Origin of the sequence: Crinalium epipsammum PCC 9333, assembly GCF_000317495.1 — a bacterium.
Taxonomy (GTDB): domain Bacteria; phylum Cyanobacteriota; class Cyanobacteriia; order Cyanobacteriales; family PCC-9333; genus Crinalium; species Crinalium epipsammum.
The window spans coordinates 4,345,192-4,365,218 of record NC_019753.1; the positions used below are offsets into that span (position 1 = coordinate 4,345,192).

Sequence of the window (20,027 nt, forward strand, 5' to 3'; positions counted from 1 at the left end):
TGCGCTGCGCTTAACCCAACCTACAAATCTACAAATCTTACTCCCTCCCCTTTATAAGGGGAGGGTTGGGGAGGGGTAACGTGCTGTATTTAAAATCTTTTTCACCTCAGTTAAAAAAGCTAAAGAATTAAAGTCTGCTTTCTCTTGTGAATGTTTAAAAAGTGCCAACTTTCCTAGCGACTCATCTCCGATAATATGTTGATAAGGATCGAGTTTGACATTAATCCTTTTGGAGGCTTCATACCTGGAGAAGTGAAACAGAGTGAGATATTGTAAAATATCTTTTTTCATGTCGCCATTATAAATTAGATTCTTACGGAGTTCCTCATCATCAAGGATACCTTGATAGATATTTAATAGGGTGGCGTAAGATATGACTCCATGATAAAAAGTGTTATTAGGATCAACCGCAGTTCCATTAAATAAGTTAAAAAACACCACCGATTGTTGACTGTTGACTAATTCAGTTAACTCCGCGCTATCCTGAATATATAAAGAATCTCGACTTGTTCTATCTAATAGCTTTCTCACATAGTATTTATCGAAAAATATCGGATAAATACTAAGCTTACAAGAATTCTCTGTTAAGTACTTATCTGTTAAATACTTAATTAAATTTCGGGACAGAAAAAATAACCCATCGTCATCTTCTTGTTGAGTTAGGTTGAGACTACTAGAATAAGGCGCTTTTGCAATATATAATATATGTTGATATCTTTGGTTATAGAGATTAGTAATCTGATCCAAAAGTACTGATGGCTGACTGTACATTTCAGATGTCGGGTAATTTTCCGAAAATGTTTTGAGTGTCTCTAACTTAATTACCCCATCTTCTTGAAGATTAACAGTTATCACTTCTCCCATTAAATTAGATATTCTTTCATTGCGGTTAGGATTACGGCTTTTTGAGTCGCTTTCTCGACTACTAACAATAATAATTGCCAGCTTGTCTAATTTTGGTGTATCTTCAGGGTTATTAAAACGAAAATGTTTGGGAATAACTGAATAAAGTGAACTTAATCCGTTGAGGGTTTTGAAAGCATTCTGTTGAGTTAGATCAAAACCTTGAGAACTTGCTAAGTGTTCTTCATTTAATAAATGAGCTAAAACTTTAGAATAATCACTGATATATCCTTCTAATGGGGAGGATTTTTGTTTGTTTTTCAGATGCAATCGTAATAGAGGAAGAAATAATCTACTCTCTTTTGTATCTACATCTACTAAAAGTTTTAAACAAATATAAGTCAATAGGGAAAATGTCAAACGATACACAAAAGCTTTGTCTGCTGTGAGGGTATCGTTTTGAAGATCGTAAGTAAAGACAAGTAGGCTTCTTTGCTTGAATTTTTGATCGTATTCTTTCCGACTGTAATCATCTTTAGGAATAAAAAGCACTGGTAAAGCCTTAATTCCTTCTAGCTCATACCCCAAGTTAAATGTTTGTTTTTCTTGAGGATGATAATGATAACGAATATCCTCAATTTTCATATTTACAGGTAACTGACACAGAATATCTTGATTAAATTGAGCATCTGTGACAGTAAGATACTGAAGTGCTTCTTTAGGATTTTTCCTAATTACATCTTTAAAGAAAGTACTTCGATCTAAAATTTTGTCAATGTCGCTTTCTAAAATACTGGTAGGTACACCAATATGCAGGAGATATTCAACGGGTTTTAAAATACTCTGCTGGTCAATAAATTTGTGTAGCAGACTTTTGAGTTTATTGATTTTTAGCTGAATATTTAATTTTTGATTTCCTAATAAAGATGTGCTAATAGTTTTGAAGATATCCTTTTTGTTCTCTTCATCATTCCCTTGCAGAATCGGTAAAAACTTGTTCTCAAAAGTAGCTACAGGATCGTAATCTAACTCCAACTCAGGATGATACCCTTCGCTTCCTGGTTGACAACGGGAACTAAAAACAAAGTAATAGAGAAAAAATAACTTTAAAACCTTCCCCGCAAAAGATTTCTTTGTCTTTAATTCTTCTTGATGAGTTTTACTATCAGGATTAATCAGATTTAGATGGTAAGCAAAGGAAGTATCTCCACCCCCAGCATGAAATTTATTATTAAACTTAAACTTTAACCCAAAAATAAATTGTTTTTTTCCTTGTTGTTTATCAGTTGTTTCTCCTAAATACCCCTCAACTAAAGGAATGATTGGTAAACTGTCAAAAGCTTCCGCACGGGATAAAACTTGTCTTAAATTAACAGTTACACCATGATAATTAACTTCATAATCCCCATCAACTTTATTAGGATCGTTAAGATAAGTATCAATTAACTTAAGTCGGCGAATTAAGTCCCGCAGATAAAAAACATCTTGACTTTTTTTGACATCAATGTGAGCATTAATATGCTCTAAGTATTTAATTTTAGCTTGACGCTTAAGCTGTCCCACGACTTCGGTATCGACTAAGCGTTTCAGCTTGTAATAATCAGAATTAGCATCGTTAGGATCTTTAGTTAAGTTTTTTAAAATATCAGTTAATTCTTCTTGCTCATCTGCATTTTCTGCTTCCAGATGATTTGTTAAATAAGTTTCCAACCCTTGATCTAATTGTCTGTTAAATTCCTGAGTGCGATCGACAGTAATAGTCAGCTTATGTAACTTCAGTAAAGAATTGGTTCCAACATTAGGCTGATCTAGGCTTAAACGCTGTTTTTGTAACCCAGATTGATCAGCAAAAGGATAACTTAAATCTATAGATGCTTGTGTATTTTTAAACTCTGTCAAATCCTTAGTTAAATTTAAGACAAAATTTTCAATAGAGCGATTATCTGCTGGAAGTACAGCCTCAAGTTGCGTTTGTAAACAATCTTTAATATCTTTAATATGATTAGGAAATTTATCTTTAAAAGCTAAGTTAAAATTGACAGTTGCGCTACGAGCATTATATTCTGGCTCAAGGAGAGGATTAGCTGGAGTTTGCTTAACTACCTCACTCGCTACTTGATCAAAATCTATAATCAGACGTTGACCGTTATTAATCAACTTAAAGGGATTTTGATGCTTGATAACGGCTAAAATTTTATTAAGTAAATCACTATAATCAACCGGAACTAGATTATTACTACCTTCTTGTAAGGTATTTACCATTGTAGACACTCCCAACTAAATCAAAATCTACTTTTAACTTTATGCGATCGCACGTCAAAAAAGAAGTACACATAGCCGTCTTTGCGACCTTTGCGTATACCTTTGCGACCTTTGCGTTAAAAAAATATATAATTCCCATGCCACATGATTTGATATAATCACTTAATCCCACAACTTTCTAACCGAGAAACTAAAGAAGTTACTCTTTCCACTCCGAAACCGCCAAATTTTCCAATTACTCTAATTAATAAAGCAATATCTCCAGCGCGACCAGAGGGTAAATGTCCTTTTGGCGCACTGAGGTCGAAGGTAAGATGAGAGTAGTAAAACAAGTCTCCTTTGGTATACCAACCGATGCGATCGCAAAACTGTTTATAAATTTTTACATCAGCATCAAAGTTTCCCCCAACACTCTCCCAAATACTTTTTTGGACAGTAAACCCAAAATGTCCATTACTATACTTCAACCACAGTCTATTAATAGTACGCAAGTCAGCACAGGGAAAGCTTCTAATACTATTTAAATCAATCCAACCTTCTTTTTTTCTACCTGATGCACTCAGCATTAAATTAACCGTTTCTGCATCAGCTTCTTGCCAATTTCCGGCAGCTAATAGACCTCTTAGGTAAGTATAATCTATTCCTACCTCTGAACTTAAATCATCAGTAATAGCTCTTAATACAGTAGTAGCTACTTGAAGCCTGCTACCTTTACTATATTTACTCCAAAGTTTATTAATAGTATGTATATCGTGAATCGGGAATTTGTCAAAATCTGCTAAAGTCAGCCAACCTTCTTTTAATCTAGAAGCTGCTTTCAGCATTAACGCCCTAGTTTCTAAATCAGCTTCGCGCCATTTTCTTATTGCTAGTAAATCTCTTAATTTACTATAATCTACACCAACATCGGAAGTCAAATCATCAGTGAGGTCTTGCATGACTTCCACCGCCGATTGATAACGATCCTTGACCCGCTCCTGTAGTAACTTATCTAAAACTTGCGCTAACATGGGATTGAAACTAGAACTTTGAGGTAAACGTTCTCTCCATATCCAACGGCTTTCTAGGGCATCATAAAGGTTATTAGAACCATCATTTCTAGGTAAACAATTTGTTAATAAAGAAATGCAGGTAACACCTAAACTGTAGAGATCACTAGCTGGAAAAACTTGACCGCGTAGTTGTTCTATTGGTGCATATCCAGGTGTACCAACTGTTGTACCTTGACCTAGACTTGTTCCTGTAACTTGTTTAGATACCCCAAAATCAATTAATACTAACTTGCCATCTTTACGACGGCGCATGATATTTTCTGGCTTAAGATCTCTGTGAATTACGCCGTGTTCATGTACAATCTTAAGAATGGGCAGTAAATCATTCAATAATTGCTGAATTTTTTGTTCACTAAAAGCCCCCTGCTCCACTAATTCTCTGCGTAAATCATGTCCGTCGATTAACTCTTGTACTAGGTACAGACTATGCTCTTGTTCAAAGTACGCTAATAGCCTGGGTACTTGAGGATGTTCTCCAAGTTGAAAGAGTCTCTCTGCTTCTTGGTTAAACAGTTCCTCAGCTTTCTTGAGTGCCGTAGAATCAGCTTTAATTTCTGAAGATGGTGAAAATTGTTTGACTACGCAGGCAGCATTCATGCAATCTATATCTTCTGCCTGATAAGTTCTACCAAATCCACCGCTACCAAGCGGTTTAATTACGCGGTAGCGATTCCTGAGTAACAGTGGTAAACCGCAGTTTTGACAAAATTTATGCGCGTCAGGGTTGAGGGTATTGTTACAGCTAAGATTAAGGCAGTACACCATACCTGAAAATATTTTGGGGAATAAAATCTAGTTTGACGCTCTTACAGGTTTTTAGCCAGTAGGATTCTTGTCTCAACGAGTCCACTTACCATAGTTAGTTGCCCTTCTACGCCAGAGATGGTACTCTCCTCAAGCTTTTACTCCATTACAGAAGCCAGTTTCCGTGCGCCCCACGGTACTGTCTAGACCATAAAATTTTGGTTTTCTGGTACTTGGTGCTTAAAGATATTACCTGTGCAAGCCTTCCTGCACAGAACCCCAGATCTTTAGTTTTCAAGGTGCGATGCCTCTCGGCTCTGGGTTTTTTAAGTGGTTGAATACCCTAACCACTAAAATATAAGATATCACAATTTGTAAATGATTGGTCATTTTTAGGAGGGAGGGGGTAGGAGAGAGGAGAGAGGAGGGGAAGTTTGATAATTGTTAATTGCTAATTGATCATTATGAAAATTGAAACTTTGGCAGTCCATGCTGGGCATGGTATTGATTCTACGACAGGTGCAGTCGCACTACCAATTTATCTGTCTACTACTTTTGAACGTTCAAAAGATGGTAGTTATCCTCAAGGCTATGATTACATTCGTAGTAATAACCCCAACCGAGATGCTTTAGAAAGATGCCTTTGTGAATTGGAGGGGGGAGTTGCTGCGGCGGCTTTTTCTTCGGGTTCTGCTGCCACAATGAGTGTATTTCAGGCTTTACAACCAGGGAACCATATCATTGCACCTAATGATGCTTACTCTGGAACTTCGTTACTGTTGCGAGAAATTGTTGCGCCTTGGGGTTTAGAAGTTAGTTTTGTAGATTTAACTAATCTTAGTCAAGTACAGGAAGCTATCAAAGCGAATACAAAACTTATTTGGGTAGAAACGCCCTCAAATCCGCTACTGAAAGTTACTGATATTGTTAAAATTAGTGCGATCGCACATCAAGCTAATGCCCTCTGCGTATGTGATAATACTTGGGCTACACCAATAGGACAAAACCCTTTAAAACTAGGCGCTGACTTAGTTGTTCATTCTACAACTAAATATTTAGGTGGACACAGCGATGTCTTAGGTGGTGTTGTAATTGCAAAAGTTGAAGATGACTTTTTTAATAAAATTAAGAACATTCAAAAAATTGGTGGTGCTGTTGCTTCTCCCTTCGATTGTTGGTTAGTAATGCGGGGTATTCAAACTTTACCTTATCGGATGCGTGGTCACACGGAAAATGCGATGAAAGTTGCTGATTTTTTAAACAACCACCCTCAAGTTGAAGCTGTGCATTATCCAGGTTTAAAACAACATCTAGGATATCAAATTGCAGTTGAGCAGATGCAGCTTTTTGGGGGAATGTTATCTTTTCAAGTTAAAGGCGGACGAGATAAAGCTTTTGAGGTAGTAGCAAAAGCTCTTTTATTTACTAGGGCAACAAGTTTGGGTGGGGTAGAAAGTTTTATTGAACATCGGGCATCAATTGAAGGAGTAGGAACAAGAACTCCTGAGAATTTGCTACGAGTTTCAATTGGTTTAGAACACGCTGATGATTTGATTGATGATTTGAATCAAGCTTTAGATTAGCACCCCACCCCCTCCCAGTCCACAGGGAGGGGAGAAAGTATTATTATTAATTAGGTTGAGCTAACATCAAAGAAAGTTAAAGCAAAAAAAATGAAATATAATTTCCGTGTTGCGCTTATATTAGTTGCACTTTCTTTGCCCTTTGTTAATATGCCGGAGAATTTGGCTCAAATACCTGGTGGTTATAACAATGCTGACAAAACTGATCAAGATGTTGTCAAGGCAGCGAAATTTGCTTTTAACACACAACGGTTAAAGCAACGTCGTAGCATCTCACTTATTTCTATTGAGCGTGCTGAAATGCAAGTTGTAGCGGGAAGGAATTACCAACTTTGGTTAAAAGTAAAGAACAATAACCAAATTCAGCAAGTGACAACTGTAGTTTATCTAGATCTTCAACAGAGGTATTCTCTATCTAGTTGGAAGGTAGAAAAGTGTAAGAGATAAATTGTATGTTTGGTTAACCGTAGCGCAACGTATGCAAAAATATCAAAGTTGGGTTTCACTTCGTTCTACCCAACCTACTATAACTAATTGCGAGCTTGCTAATTGCTACACTGAAGGGTGGAAATACTTGTAAATTTCCTGTGCTATATGCGATCCAATTCCAGGTGCTTTTGCTAGTTGTTCTGGGGAAGCTTCACGGATGTAGTCAATAGAACGGAAATGTGCTAGAAGTTGCTTTTGGCGATTAAATCCTAATCCAGGGATTTCATCTAAGCGCGATCGCTTTAATTTATCACTTCTTTGTTGACGATGAAAAGTCACAGCAAATCTGTGTGCTTCATCCCTTAATCTTCGCAATAATTGTACTCCTGGTTGTTCTGCATTAGTTTCAAGTGGTAATGATTCACCAGGTAAGAAAATTTCTTCTCGCTGTTTAGCTAAACTAACTACCCGCAAGTCTTCTAATAAGTTCATCTCTTGTAAAACTGCGACAACCGATGATAACTGACCTTTACCTCCGTCAATCATAATTAAATCAGGAAAATCAGGATTTCCTACTCGCGGTAATTGTGGATCTTCTCCATACTTACGGAAGCGACGGCTAATTACTTCTGCTAAACTGGCAAAGTCATCAGAATGACCAATTTTGACTTCAGGATTTCTAATTTTGTAATGGCGATAGTGTTGTTTTGCAGGTAAGCCATCAATAAACACTACCTGAGAAGCTACAGCATTTGAGCCTTGTATATGGGAAATGTCATAACCTTCAATTCGGCGCGGTAATTCTGCTAAGTCTAGAATATCAGCTAAATCTTGAGTAGCTTCGGTGTTGCGATCGCCTAATTTTTGCATTCGCGCTAATTCATATTCAGCATTGCGCTCCACCATTTCAATTAATTCTGCCTTGGTTTGCCGTTGCGGAGCAATGATACTAACTTTACGTCCTTTACGTTCTGTTAAAAACTCCCCTAACATCTCACTATCTGGTAACTCATGCTGCACTAAAATTTCTGAGGGAATTTCTACAGATTCAGCATTTTGATAATGTTCTTCTAACACTCGCTGCAAAATAGCACCAAGAAACAGAGTCTCATTCCCCCCCGTTAACAGGGGGGAGGCAAGATTCTCCCCCTCCCCGTCAAAACCATTCGATCCCCCCCTACCCCCCTTAAAAAGGGGGGAGAATTGATCCAAAGTCCCCCTTTTTAAGGGGGATTTAGGGGGATCTAATTCCTGAAAAGCTGGAACTTCCGCAACAAATCCTAACCTTCCAACTAATTTCCCTGCGCGAATTTGGAATAATTGAATACAGGCGTGTTTCTCGTCAGCAGCTAGTGCGATCGCATCCCGCGAAACAGTATCATTAGGCAGTGATACTTTTTGATCAGCAGTTAACGACCTTAAACCACCAATTTGATCGCGAATTCGTGCAGCTTGCTCAAAGTTTAAATCTTCTGCTGCTTTTTCCATTTGAGCAGTCAAAACATCCAGCAGTTCACTATTACGTCCTTGAAAGACCATCGCTATTTTTTGAATAGTTTTACGATAATCTTCTGATGAAATTAATTTTTGACAAACACCAGGACAACGACCTAAATCATAGTTCAAACAAGGACGATCTTTAAATAAAGGTTGCGGTCGCTGTTTTAGTGGGAAAAGACGTTTAACTATATGTAAGGTTCTGCGTAATAAACCCGAATCTACATAAGGACCATAATATTTATCTTTTTCTTTAGCTAAACGGCGATTGCGGGTGATAAATATACGCGGATATGCTTCCGACCAAGTAATTAAAACATAAGGATATTTCTTGTCATCTTTCAGCAATACATTAAAATAAGGTTGATGTTGCTTGACAAGATTCGCTTCTAATGCTAAAGCCTCTGATTCGGTATCTGTAACAATAAACTCAATTTCCGCCACTTGTCGCACCATCATGGCAATGCGGGGACTAAGGCTTTGGGAGTCGCGGAAATAAGAACGCACACGCGATCGCAATTTTTTCGACTTACCTATATATAGGATGCGATCGCTTTTGTCGCGCATGAAATAAACCCCTGGTTCCGAGGGTATTTCCTTCAGGCGTTTCTCGAGACGCTCTGGATTTTTAAGTAAAGGTAGAAATTCAGTAGAAGATGTCACAGATAAAATCGCTGCTATACGTGACTAATTCTATTGTGGCTAAATTTAGATAGTTTGTGTTGAAATAAAATTGCGGTAAACCCTATAAATATCACAGGAAATTACCCATTATCAGTAATCCAATATTTAAAAACATACTTCAACTGTAAGATAGATTGTTAATCAATCGAAAAGTAGATATATTTAATAGTGATTGATTAAATCGAGATTTTCATAGTAGAAGTTTTTGCTGTCTTGACTGAAAGACTAATATTAATAGATTAAAGCCAACAAATGAAAGAAATCACACGCCGCAAATTCATTGCAACAGCTACATTGGCAACGGGATTTGCAATAGCAGTGCCACCCATTCTTGCTCAGGTAATTAATACTGATGATCAGGGATTGATAGCAGGTGAAGTAAAGATTCCCGTTCAAGACGGTACAATTCCTGCCTACAGAGCGATGCCTGCTAGGGGCAATAATTTTCCAACCGTCCTAGTAATTCAGGAAATTTTTGGTGTACACGAGCATCTTCAGGATATTTGCCGTCGCTTTGCTAAGTTGGGGTATTTAGCGATCGCACCTGAATTATTTATACGTCAAGGTGATGTCTCAAAGTTAAGTTCTATCGACGAAATTCGTCCGATTGTAGCTAAAGTACCAGATGGTCAAGTGTTATCTGATCTCGATGCCACAGTAAACTGGGCAGTAAAATCATCTAGGGGCAATGCTGAACGGTTGGGAATTACTGGGTTTTGTTGGGGCGGTCGTATTACCTGGCTTTACGCAGCACACAGCCCGCAAGTAAAAGCTGGTGTAGCCTGGTACGGAAGGCTAGTGGGTGACACTAGCGAAATAATACCAGGACATCCGATTGATATTGCGTCTACCTTGAGAACACCCGTCCTGGGACTCTACGGCGGTAAGGATACGGGCATTCCTCTAGATACAGTAGAATCTATGCGATCGCGCTTACAATCGGGCAGTAGTCAATCTGAAATCATTGTTTACCCTGATGCCCCTCACGCCTTCTTTGCAGACTATCGCCCCTCCTATCGTGAAGCAGAAGCCAAGGAGGGTTGGCAACGTCTCCAAGCATGGTTTAAAAAATATGGCGTGTAAATTATGCTCAAAGATATTATTGCAGTTCAACCAAAAACAGGCTATCAACTTTACCTAAAATTTGAAGATGGATCTGAAGGCATTGTTGATATTAGCCAGTTGATAAAATTTACTGGAGTTTTTGCTGACTTACAAAACTTAGATTATTTTCAACAAGTGAAAGTTAATCCCGAATGGGGAACAATTTATTGGGATAACGATGCTGACTTAGATCCAGATGTGCTTTACTCTGTAGTTACAGAGCAGCCTGATGAATTTGAGCAGCGTCACCAGATGATGATAGAAAAAGGCTACGACACTCCAGAAAAGATTCTGAAACTTATTCAGCAAGTTAAGCTAGAAATGCTTAAAGAAATCTGACTCCTGACTCCTGACTACTTCTCCATAAATTCAGCAATTTTATCAACAGCTTTTTCTAAAATTGGCGGTTCGTGTACTAAAGCAAAGCGTACATAACCTTCACCAGATTTACCAAAACCCGCCCCAGGCGAAGCTGCAACTCCGGTTTTTTCTACCAATTGAGTGCAAAATTCAATAGAATTATGACTCCAACGTTCAGGTAATTTTGCCCAAATGTACATTGTGGCAACTGGTGTAGGAACTTGCCAGCCGATTTTATGTAAAGCTTCTATAAAGGCATCGCGTCTTTTTTGGAAGGTAGCAACGGCTTGTTGTACTTGAGTTTGTGAGCCAGTTAAAGCTGCGATCGCACCGTTTAAAATTCCTCTATATTGGTTAAAATCCACCACCGCTTTGATTTGTCGCAAAGCTTTAATTAATTGCGGATTACCAATAGCATAACCTACGCGAAATCCTCCCATATTGTAAGATTTCGACATAGTAAAAAATTCAATTGAGACGCTTTTATCTGGGTCAGCTTGCAGAATTGAAGGTGCAACACCTTCGCTAAATACTAAATCTGCATAAGGGAAATCGTGAACTAAAACAAGATCGTGTTGTTTACAAAAGGCTACTGCTTTTTGGAAAAATGATAAAGGTGCGATCGCGCTTGTAGGATTATGAGGATAACTCAACACCATCATTCGTGCTTGATTTAACACTGGTGCTGGGATGTCCTCAAACACAGGTAAAAAATCATTTTCCTCTGTGATAGGCATCGGGTAAATTTGACCACCAGCAAGGTAAACACCCCCTGCATGGGAAGGATAACCAGGATCTAACAATAAAGCAAAATCACCTGGATTTAATATTGCTAAAGGTAAATGAGCAGTTCCTTCTTGCGAACCAATGAGAGATACTACCTCTGTTTCTGGGTCAACTGGAATACCAAACTTTTGTGTGTACCAGTTAGCAGCAGCTTGTCGGAAACTTTGCGTACCATGAAATAGTAAGTAACCGTGAGTGCTGGTATCAGATAAAGATGATTGAATAGCAGCAATTACATGGTCGGCTGATGGTAAATCAGAAGAACCTAATGATAAGTCAATAATATCTTGTCCGGCGGCTCTAGCTCTAGCCTTTGCCTGATCCATATCTGCAAACACATTCGCTTGCAGGGGTTGTAAACGGTGTGCAAACTGCATATTTGATCCTTTGCTTGTTGTCATTGGTCATTTTTTATCAATAACCAATGACTAATAAATAGTTAAATGTGGGCTGCTAATAAGCTTTCTAATTTTTGCTTAGTAATAGCTCCTTCCATAGATTCAACTAATTCTTGTTCTTTAAACAATCTAATCGCTGGTACACCCTCAACTTTATATTGCTTAACTGTTTCGGGATTCGGGTCAACTTCCATTTTAACGACCTTGAGGCGATCGCTATAATTTTGGGCGATCGCATCTACTGATGGTGACACCAAGCGACAAGGACCACACCATGAAGCCCACAAATAAACTAATACTGGTTGTTGAGCTTGCAAAACTTCAGATTCAAACTCGGCATCAGAAATAGAAATAACCTTACTCATGGGTGTCCTTGTTAACAAATTTCAATAATTAACAGCATACTATTTATCCCAGCTACAGTAGTTGCGGCTGGGATAAAGTCTTGTCAATAGTTTGTCTGGAAAACAGCCATAGTTTACAAGCTGTCAATTTGCGATCGCAACTGTTCTAACTCCGTATCTACTTCTGACTTGGATGGAGTAGATGCAGGCTTGGAAGGAGGTAGTGTACCCTGTGGCTGTGGACTTGGTGCAAGTAATTGGGCTTTCATAGCTGCCAATTCATCCTCAACACCATTACCAGATTCAAGTAGCTTAAATTGCTCTTCTAAGTTTCCTCCTGTAAGCTCTGCTGCTGACTGGGAACGAGCTTCCGCCATCAATACTTTTTCTTCCATGCGCTCGAACGCCCCCATCGCGTTGTTGCTTCCTAAGCGTCCCATAGCACCTTGGAGTTGTTCGTTAGCCTTAGCAGCTTGCGCCCTTGCCTTGAGCATATCTTTCTTGGTCTTAGCTTCGGAAATTTTACTTTCCAAGGCAATCAAGTTGCGCTTCATTGTGTCCATGTGACCACTTTGGGTATCTAGCTGGGCTTTGAGCGCAGCCGCCGTTTCGCTATTAGTCTTCTTACGTCCTAAAGCTTCCCGCGCTAGATTTTCATCACCCTTGGTAAGAGCTAACTGCGCCCGTTGCTGCCAGCTATTTGCTTCGGTTTGAGCTTTGTTGTATTGTTGCTCAATACGTTTTTGACTAGCAATTGCCTGAGCAACAGCTTGGCGTAGCTGCACCAAGTCTTCTTGCATATCAATAATTGATTGCTCCAGAATCTTTTCTGGATCTTCAGCTTTGCTCACCACGTCGTTCAGATTGGCTCTAACGACTCGACTAATGCGATCGAATAATCCCATGACGCTGTTTATCCTTTTATTTACTAGGCTATAGCAGGATCTTAATATCTGCCTGCTTTTGTTAATTTAGTTGACTGCCATGATTGCGAATCTTATTTCCAGTTTAAACTGAGGTTCCCCAAAACTTTGTGATTGGTGAGATCCTTCCACTGTTGTCCCCCTAATTAGAAGGATTATTGGTTGCTGGTGGTTCTGTTGATGGTAACGCGGTTGGATTTTTCCCCGTAAGTATTTGGGCTTTCATAGATGCTAACTCTGTATCAATATCATCAGTATCTTCAATAGTGAGAAATTTCTTTTCTAAATCTGCGGTTCCCAAGGAAGCGATCGCTTCTGACTGCGCCTCAAGCTGTATTACTTTTTCTTCCATGCGCTCAAAAGCACCCAAAGTATTGCCTGTTGTGACATTGCCTAACATTTCGTTAAGCCTTTGAGTAGCTTCAGCAGAACGCGCCCTAGCGATGTACATATCTTTTTTGGTTTTCGCCTCAGAAATCTTACTTTCCAGCGTCCGCATATCTTGCTTTAGCCTAGTAACTATTGAACTTTGTTGTTCTAGTTGGGCTTGCAGTGCTTCTGCCGTTTCTTGGTATGATTTGCGCTTAGTGAGAGCTTGTCGAGCCAACTCTTCTTGATTCTGCTGTAGTGCTAGTTGAGCGCGGCGATACCATTCCTCAGCAGTCGATTGATTTTGTCTAGATTGCCGCTCAGTACGTTTTTGGGTGGCGATCGCACCAGCTACCGCCTGTCGCAGTTGAATTAAATTATCCTGCATTTCTGACACAGCTTGCTCCAGAATTTTTTCTGGATCTTCTGTTTGACTTACCAAGCTGTTTATGTTAGCGCGAATTACTCTGAAGATGCGATCGATCAATCCCATGACTGTTCTCCATGAAGATTGCTGATAAGTAACTGGGTAGAATTGAACTTAACATTCAGGCTGGTCATCGGTCATCGGTCATTGGTCATTGGTCATTGGTCATTGGTCATTGGTCATTGGTCATCGGTCATCGGTCATTGGTCATTGATAATTGATAATTGTTAATTGATCAAGGGCGATACACCGAAGCAGAAATGCCTTTTTTCTGAAGAACTTGTATAAATGTTTTTGCCTGAGATTCTTTATCAAAAGCTGCCATTTTGATTCGTGAGCCTTGTGGAAACTTCAGCACATAGGCATCACCAACAATTTTACGGATATTTGCTAATTGGCGATCGCTTTGATAATTAGCCAGTACATAATAGTACCCTTTGGGCAGTTGTGCCGGATTAGCTGCCACTTTATTAGCCGTTGCAGCAGGTGGTTGGATCTTTTTAGCTTCTGGTGATAGTTTGGCTACAGTCTTAGAAGTCAGTGTCTGCTGTGCTGCTGGCGGTGGTCCTACCAGCGTTGGCATTCCTACAATTGGCTGTATTTCAGGCGGCAAAAGAGCATCAGCTAAATTTTGAGGACTGGCATTCTCAGCAGTAGCAGGTTTTAAAGAAGTTGCCTTTGGCTTTATAGCCGAGTTAGATTTTGCTTCCCCCTCACTCTTAGAAGCACTATCAGACATTTTTAGTGTACTCAAATTATTTATATTCAAGTCTACAAATTCTTGGGCAGCAAGATTTGGACCTTGAGTAATTGGTGTTTCGGATGCTGTTTTATCTGTAATTGAGCTTTGTGTGGTAGGAGGAGCAACTTCTGGTTGAGATTTAGAAAACCTGTTTCCACCTAAATACTGGAGTACTGATGGATTCGTGACGATATAGCCTAAAGTCGCACTTGTAAGTAGTAACAGCAAAAGTGAACCTACTGCTAATGGAGTTAGCAAGTTATCTCTAAGGCTGCGTTCTTTGTGAAGTTCTGCTTCTTCTTCAGCCAGACTTCGCAATAGTTCTTCTGAAGATGCTAAATAATCATTTGGTGGTGTTGGAATAGCACCTTGGTAAACTAAATCTCCCCCAAAAGATGTCTCTCTTGTGTGGGAAGTTTCCCCCATGTCACTATCACTTCTAAGATTTTCTGCTTCCGGTTGGGCTGATTCTAAGTTGTCTGTTGTGGAGGCTGTATTGTGATTAGGATGTGTTGATTTCACGGATGCCTGCACCTCTGGATTAGCTAGTGATGGTGGCATCATTGATATGGGCGTTGCCATTCCTGAAGCCGAGGGCTGATTTATGCTTTCTGCGCCATCTACAGCCATCAAGTCTATAAGGTGGGTTGTTGTACGACCCAAAGTAGAATTAGGCATGACTGAATGCCCTGCTTTTTGACGGCGGTAGCGAACTAATTCTTCTTCCAGTTGGATATCAAGGCTACTGAGAGCCGTTTGTATTACTGGGTGGAGTGATTCAATTGAGGAAGTTTGACTCATGGCTTTTGTTGTATCAATTAACAATTAACAATTAACATAATTAACAATGACTTATGACCCATGACTAGCCTTGATTCGATATTTATTTCCACCGATACTACTTATTATGTCTTTTGAAAGTATAAATAATATCTTAGGCGCTCTGGAAAATCAGGCTGAGTTTCAGAAAATTACTCTGTTTCGCAGTTTGTTAAGATGTTGGGCTGAGGTTGTGGGAACTGCTGCTACTTCTCAAACTCGACCAATTTCTATTTCTAGAGATGTGTTGTTTGTTGCTACCTCTAGTTCGGCTTGGTCGAATAATCTGTCTTTGCAACGGTATCGCCTTCTCAAACAGTTGAATGCTCAATTACCTATTAATTTAATTGATATTCGCTTTTCTACGGCTCAATGGCAAGATGTCGTTGGTCAAGGAAATTATGAAGATGAGCGAGGGCAATTTTTGATATTACAACATCCTAGCTGGGTTGGGGATGCAGGGTCTTTACAAAGCGAAAGTGAGCAGCCTCAAGTTACAGATGCTCATACGGCGTTTGAAAATTGGGCTAAACGAGTCAAGGAGCGATCGCACGAGTTACCGCTTTGTCCCCAGTGTCAGTGTCCCACACCTAAAGGAGAATTACAGCGTTGGGGTTTTTGTTCATTTTGTACCACTAAGCAGCCGCCTAAGTAGTTTTTCCTAGTTAAAAATACTCGATATACAGCGAAATCTTAGGCGGTGCTACTCGAATTATTCATGTTTTTTTGAGTATTTTAAGAGCCGTAAGTAACTCCTTGGCAAAAACATAATTAATTCAACGAGCTATTTGGGTAAATTCAGCCAATTTTTACACTGTTACTTTACTTCACATTGATAGCTGTAATTACTCAAAATTTACCCTAGCTATAAATTGGCTCTCATAGGTTTTATGGAAGTGTAAAGCTTACAAATCGCTTCAGTTTTAAGTTGATCCCTAATGGTTTTGGAGTAAATCAGTATATTTACTCATAGAAATAAATAGATACCAAACTTTATATTATCGGCAAACTGTATCTATAGATGACGGGATAATAAAGAAAATATAAAGGTAAATTTGGTATTGGGGATCGCTAAAGCCTTGATAGCTAATTGATTAGCAGGTTTTTAGCCTGATCAGTCTACCAGTTACATTAAATATCAAGGTTGAATAAAAAAATTCCCGATCATAGCAATCCCATGAAAACACTGAATGACTCAACTTCTGCCTGTCGGTGTTGTCGGTATTTCCAACCAGAAGGCCGTCGAGGTGGTGTTTGTGAACAACTCGGTGTTCCTGTGCGGGGGTCATGGAAAGCTTGTTCATTAGCAATGTCACCCTTTGCACCTTCTTGGGAAACTCTCGAAGAAATGAGAATTTTGGAGGAAAAAATCTTCAGTTTAAAAGATGATGTAGTTTCTCCTTGTTCGTTGAAGGAGTCTCAACCACAGCAGGCTGAAGAAAAAAGTCTTACGCCTCAGAAACAACAAATGTTGCTAAGGTAGTATTTTAGTAACATTTTAATAACAGAAAGCTTTTCTTGAAAAGATTAAGTTAATAATTTTTAGATCAAAATCGCACCTCGGCTTAAGTCAAGGTGCGATTCTGCTCAACAAAAGTTTCAGAAATCAGAAATTTTCAGGACTGACGCATGATTGATCATTGGTCATTGTTAATTGATTAAGGTAGCCAGGGGTATTGGCGAAAATCAGGTTGACGCTTTTCTAGAAACGCCTGTTTACCTTCTGCTCCTTCCTCAGTCATGTAATAAAGTAAGGTCGCGTTACCAGCAAGTTCTTGCAGACCAGCTTGACCGTCGCAATCGGCATTAAAGGCGGCTTTTAAGCAGCGAATGGCAATAGGACTTTTTTCTAAAATTTCTGAAGCCCATTGGATACCTTCTTGCTCTAGCTGTTCTATTGGAACTACGCAATTAACTAAGCCCATTTCTAATGCTTGAGCCGCAGTATACTGACGGCATAAAAACCAAATTTCCCGTGCCTTTTTTTGACCAACAACCCGCGCCAGATAACTAGCACCAAACCCACCATCAAAGCTGCCTACTTTGGGGCCAGTTTGACCAAAAATACCATTATCAGCAGCGATAGTTAGGTCACAAATCAAATGTAAGACGTGACCGCCGCCGATAGCATAACCAGCAACCAAAGCAATGATAACTTTGGGCATGGAGCGAATTAGCCGTTGTAAGTCCAGCACATTGAGGCGTGGGACTCCAGCATCATCTATATAGCCACCCTCTCCGCGAACGCTTTGATCTCCACCTGAACAGAAGGCGTATTTGCCATCTGTATGTGGCCCTGCTCCAGTAAACAATACAACGCCGATGCTTGTGTCTTCACGAGCATCACAAAAGGCATCGTAGAGTTCAAAGATGGTTTTGGGTCGGAAAGCGTTACGTTTGTGAGGGCGATTGATCACAATTTTGGCAATTCCGTTGGTTTTGAAATACAGGATGTCTTCGTAAGTTTTAGCGGTTTCCCAGTTGAGGTTCATACAATTAGAGAATGCGAGCTTAATTCAGTTTAAGAATTTTAACTGAGTGTCTTGAATCACGCCGATCTTTAAACCAACCTGCGATTATTAGAGAATGTATTAAGCTAACTCTAATGGTGTAACTGCATTTTCTACTCGCTCCCTAGATCTTTTTTAACTAGAAATCAAGGAGATGATTGCTGATATGCGTTCGCAAAGCGTCCCCGTTGGCGGAGCCACCCCGAAGGGGTTAGGCGAATCGCAAAGCGTCCCTGTTGGCGGAGCCACCCCAAAGGGGTTAGGCGAATCGCCAGGTATCCCTATAAAATCGACTCAATCTGCGCTTATCATTCCAGGTATGTCTTATTGCCTGAATACAAATTGCGAAAATCCTCAAAATCCACCTGGAGCAAAGTATTGCGAAAGTTGTGGTACAACGTTGCTATTGGGCGATCGCTATCGCGCCATTAAACAAATCGGTCAAGGTGGCTTTGGTAGAACTTTTTTAGCGGTAGATGAATACAAACCATCAAAGCCTTACTGTGTAATTAAGCAATTTTTTCCCCAAGACGCTAGTTTTCCCAAGGCAAAGCCACTGTTTCAACAAGAAGCTGTGCTACAAGAAAGTTTGGGAAAACATCCCCAAATTCCAGACCTATTAGCACATTTTGAGCAGGATGATCGCCTCTATTTAGTACAAGAATTTATCGACGGACAAAACTTAGGTGAAGAATTAATTAAAAATGGCTGTTTTAGTGAAGCCCAAATTTGGGCTTTACTTAATGATTTATTGCCAGTATTGCAGTTTATCCATGAAGGACATTTAATCCACCGAGATATTAAACCGGAAAATATTATTCGTCGTCAGGCTGATAGCAAACTATTTTTAGTCGATTTTGGTGCTAGTAAAACTACTAATTCATCAGTAGCTAAAACTGGTACTATGATTGGAACTCTGGGATATGTTGCCCCAGAACAGCTTGAAGGCAATGCTGTTTTTGCCAGTGACCTTTATAGTTTAGGACTTACCTGTGTCCATTTAATGACAGGAATTCACCCATTTCGCTTATTAACTGTAGGTATTAATACTTGGCGTAATCACTTAAGTAATCCTATTAGCAGCCAATTGAGCCGTGTAATTCACAAACTACTGCTTCCAGATACTCTTCACCGTTATCAATCAGCAGCAGAGGTACAGCTAGAAACAAATTATTTTACATCTTTACATCCAGCAGCAATCGGTTCACCCCTAGCCCTTCCAATACCAAGCGCAAATAATTCAGCACTGATTGTCTCTAAAATTGGTGCGGCTGATTATAGAAGTATTAGCCAAGCGATTAAAAATGCTCAACAGGGAAGTAGAATTTTAGTCCGTCCAGGTTTCTATCAGGAAAGTTTAGTTATTGATAAACCCTTGGAAATTGTGGGTGATGGCTCAGTAGCAGATATTATTGTTGAAAGTAAAGGCTCATCCTGTATCAGGATGCAAACAGGTTATGCGGTAGTACGCGGTTTAACTTTACGTCACCGCGCTGGCAATTTTACATCTTTATTTGATAAATCCTCTTACGCTGTTGATATTCCCCAGGGGCAATTAATTCTAGAAAATTGTGATATTAATTCAGCAGTAGCAACTGGTATAAAAATTCATGGTGCATCTGCTGACCCTCGCATTCGTGGATGCAGAATTCATAATGGCAAAGGTTGTGGCGTTTTGGTGAGCAAAAATGGTCGTGGAACTTTGGAGGGTTGCGACATTTTTGGCAATAATTTTGAGGTACAAATTACTGAGGGTGGTAATCCTATCTTACGTAGATGCCAAATTCATAATGGAAAAGGGTTTGGCGTTTGGATTGATGAAAATAGTAAAGGAACTGTAGAAGACTGCGATATTTTTGGGAATATCGAGGTGGGTGTTTATATTGGGGATGGTAGTAATGGTATTATTCAGCGATGCAGAATTAATCGCAATGAAGGTCATGCTGTTTGTGTATCAGTCAACGGCACTGGTACTGTAGAAAACTGCGATTTGACGGGTAATATTGTGGGCGCGTGGAATATTGCTACTGGTGGTTTACTTTACTATCAAGGTAATAAGGAGTAGTTAGGTCATAATCAGTACTTATACTAAATCCGCCTTGATTACCCGTTCTTTTATTAAACCGCAAAGACGCAAAGGACGCGAAGAAA

At 39.5% G+C, this 20,027-nt stretch carries 15 protein-coding genes and 1 pseudogene; 7 read left to right on the top strand and 9 right to left on the bottom strand.

Features of this window, described 5'->3' with window-relative positions:
- Positions 1-51: 51 nt before the first annotated feature.
- Together CRI9333_RS18815 and CRI9333_RS18820 are read right to left on the bottom strand one after the other, a co-directional pair.
- Positions 52-3,105 carry a hypothetical protein gene (locus CRI9333_RS18815; protein ID WP_015204756.1) on the bottom strand — a complete coding sequence of 1,018 codons (3,054 nt, stop codon included), beginning with the start codon at positions 3,103-3,105 and terminating at the stop codon, positions 52-54.
- A gap of 158 nt (positions 3,106-3,263) precedes the next feature.
- Positions 3,264-4,922, bottom strand: coding sequence for a serine/threonine-protein kinase (locus CRI9333_RS18820; RefSeq protein WP_015204757.1), 1,659 nt, complete (start codon positions 4,920-4,922; stop codon positions 3,264-3,266).
- A 443-nt stretch (positions 4,923-5,365) separates the two neighbouring features.
- Between CRI9333_RS18820 and CRI9333_RS18825 the strand changes: the two genes are divergently transcribed.
- Together CRI9333_RS18825 and CRI9333_RS18830 are read left to right on the top strand one after the other, a co-directional pair.
- On the top strand, positions 5,366-6,484 hold the full coding sequence (locus CRI9333_RS18825) for a trans-sulfuration enzyme family protein (RefSeq protein ID WP_015204758.1): 1,119 nt from the start codon (positions 5,366-5,368) through the stop codon (positions 6,482-6,484).
- Between the two features lie 90 nt (positions 6,485-6,574).
- A complete protein-coding gene (locus CRI9333_RS18830; protein ID WP_015204759.1) occupies positions 6,575-6,931 on the top strand; it encodes a cystatin domain-containing protein in 357 nt (118 codons plus the stop codon).
- Between the two features lie 105 nt (positions 6,932-7,036).
- On the opposite strand, the gene uvrC is transcribed toward CRI9333_RS18830, so the two are convergent.
- Complete coding sequence (uvrC, locus tag CRI9333_RS18835) at positions 7,037-9,073, bottom strand: excinuclease ABC subunit UvrC (RefSeq protein WP_015204760.1); 2,037 nt, start codon at positions 9,071-9,073, stop codon at positions 7,037-7,039.
- Between the two features lie 273 nt (positions 9,074-9,346).
- Between uvrC and CRI9333_RS18840 the strand changes: the two genes are divergently transcribed.
- Both CRI9333_RS18840 and CRI9333_RS18845 read left to right on the top strand, forming a co-directional pair.
- Positions 9,347-10,177 carry a dienelactone hydrolase family protein gene (locus CRI9333_RS18840; RefSeq protein ID WP_015204761.1) on the top strand — a complete coding sequence of 277 codons (831 nt, stop codon included), beginning with the start codon at positions 9,347-9,349 and terminating at the stop codon, positions 10,175-10,177.
- A 3-nt stretch (positions 10,178-10,180) separates the two neighbouring features.
- A pseudogene (locus CRI9333_RS18845) lies at positions 10,181-10,423 on the top strand (DUF2442 domain-containing protein); the annotation flags it as partial.
- A 128-nt stretch (positions 10,424-10,551) separates the two neighbouring features.
- Here the strand turns inward: CRI9333_RS18845 and CRI9333_RS18850 are convergent.
- The 5 genes from CRI9333_RS18850 to CRI9333_RS18870 form a co-directional block, all read right to left on the bottom strand.
- A complete protein-coding gene (locus CRI9333_RS18850; RefSeq protein ID WP_015204763.1) occupies positions 10,552-11,721 on the bottom strand; it encodes an LL-diaminopimelate aminotransferase in 1,170 nt (389 codons plus the stop codon).
- Between the two features lie 62 nt (positions 11,722-11,783).
- The gene (locus CRI9333_RS18855; protein WP_015204764.1) at positions 11,784-12,107 is read right to left on the bottom strand and encodes a thioredoxin family protein; all 324 of its coding nucleotides are present in this window, start codon (positions 12,105-12,107) and stop codon (positions 11,784-11,786) included.
- Positions 12,108-12,220: 113 nt separating this feature from the next.
- A complete protein-coding gene (locus CRI9333_RS18860) occupies positions 12,221-12,991 on the bottom strand; it encodes a PspA/IM30 family protein (protein WP_015204765.1) in 771 nt (256 codons plus the stop codon).
- A 160-nt stretch (positions 12,992-13,151) separates the two neighbouring features.
- On the bottom strand, positions 13,152-13,871 hold the full coding sequence (locus tag CRI9333_RS18865) for a PspA/IM30 family protein (protein ID WP_015204766.1): 720 nt from the start codon (positions 13,869-13,871) through the stop codon (positions 13,152-13,154).
- A 169-nt stretch (positions 13,872-14,040) separates the two neighbouring features.
- The gene (locus tag CRI9333_RS18870) at positions 14,041-15,348 is read right to left on the bottom strand and encodes a hypothetical protein (RefSeq protein ID WP_015204767.1); all 1,308 of its coding nucleotides are present in this window, start codon (positions 15,346-15,348) and stop codon (positions 14,041-14,043) included.
- Positions 15,349-15,454: 106 nt separating this feature from the next.
- On the opposite strand from CRI9333_RS18870, the gene CRI9333_RS18875 reads away from it, so the two are divergent.
- A complete protein-coding gene (locus CRI9333_RS18875; protein WP_015204768.1) occupies positions 15,455-16,021 on the top strand; it encodes a DUF721 domain-containing protein in 567 nt (188 codons plus the stop codon).
- 522 nt (positions 16,022-16,543) lie between these two features.
- On the top strand, positions 16,544-16,849 hold the full coding sequence (locus CRI9333_RS18880) for a hypothetical protein (protein WP_015204769.1): 306 nt from the start codon (positions 16,544-16,546) through the stop codon (positions 16,847-16,849).
- Between the two features lie 175 nt (positions 16,850-17,024).
- Here the strand turns inward: CRI9333_RS18880 and menB are convergent, their stop codons facing one another.
- Positions 17,025-17,858, bottom strand: a complete 834-nt coding sequence (menB, locus tag CRI9333_RS18885) for a 1,4-dihydroxy-2-naphthoyl-CoA synthase (protein ID WP_015204770.1) — start codon at positions 17,856-17,858, stop codon at positions 17,025-17,027.
- A 184-nt stretch (positions 17,859-18,042) separates the two neighbouring features.
- On the opposite strand from menB, the gene CRI9333_RS25145 reads away from it, so the two are divergent.
- Positions 18,043-19,941, top strand: coding sequence for a protein kinase domain-containing protein (locus tag CRI9333_RS25145; protein ID WP_015204771.1), 1,899 nt, complete (start codon positions 18,043-18,045; stop codon positions 19,939-19,941).
- Positions 19,942-20,027: the final 86 nt, after the last annotated feature.

Bases quoted from the DNA above. Each gene is read 5' to 3' on its own strand.
- CRI9333_RS18815 (WP_015204756.1), bottom strand. From the start codon at position 3,105: ATGGTAAATACCTTACAAGAAGGTAGTAATAATCTAGTTCCGGTTGAT.
- CRI9333_RS18820 (WP_015204757.1), bottom strand. From the start codon at position 4,922: ATGGTGTACTGCCTTAATCTTAGCTGTAACAATACCCTCAACCCTGAC.
- CRI9333_RS18825 (WP_015204758.1), top strand. From the start codon at position 5,366: ATGAAAATTGAAACTTTGGCAGTCCATGCTGGGCATGGTATTGATTCT.
- CRI9333_RS18830 (WP_015204759.1), top strand. From the start codon at position 6,575: ATGAAATATAATTTCCGTGTTGCGCTTATATTAGTTGCACTTTCTTTG.
- CRI9333_RS18840 (WP_015204761.1), top strand. From the start codon at position 9,347: ATGAAAGAAATCACACGCCGCAAATTCATTGCAACAGCTACATTGGCA.
- CRI9333_RS18850 (WP_015204763.1), bottom strand. From the start codon at position 11,721: ATGCAGTTTGCACACCGTTTACAACCCCTGCAAGCGAATGTGTTTGCA.
- CRI9333_RS18855 (WP_015204764.1), bottom strand. From the start codon at position 12,107: ATGAGTAAGGTTATTTCTATTTCTGATGCCGAGTTTGAATCTGAAGTT.
- CRI9333_RS18860 (WP_015204765.1), bottom strand. From the start codon at position 12,991: ATGGGATTATTCGATCGCATTAGTCGAGTCGTTAGAGCCAATCTGAAC.
- CRI9333_RS18865 (WP_015204766.1), bottom strand. From the start codon at position 13,871: ATGGGATTGATCGATCGCATCTTCAGAGTAATTCGCGCTAACATAAAC.
- CRI9333_RS18870 (WP_015204767.1), bottom strand. From the start codon at position 15,348: ATGAGTCAAACTTCCTCAATTGAATCACTCCACCCAGTAATACAAACG.
- CRI9333_RS18875 (WP_015204768.1), top strand. From the start codon at position 15,455: ATGTCTTTTGAAAGTATAAATAATATCTTAGGCGCTCTGGAAAATCAG.
- CRI9333_RS18880 (WP_015204769.1), top strand. From the start codon at position 16,544: ATGAAAACACTGAATGACTCAACTTCTGCCTGTCGGTGTTGTCGGTAT.
- menB (WP_015204770.1), bottom strand. From the start codon at position 17,858: ATGAACCTCAACTGGGAAACCGCTAAAACTTACGAAGACATCCTGTAT.
- CRI9333_RS25145 (WP_015204771.1), top strand. From the start codon at position 18,043: ATGCGTTCGCAAAGCGTCCCCGTTGGCGGAGCCACCCCGAAGGGGTTA.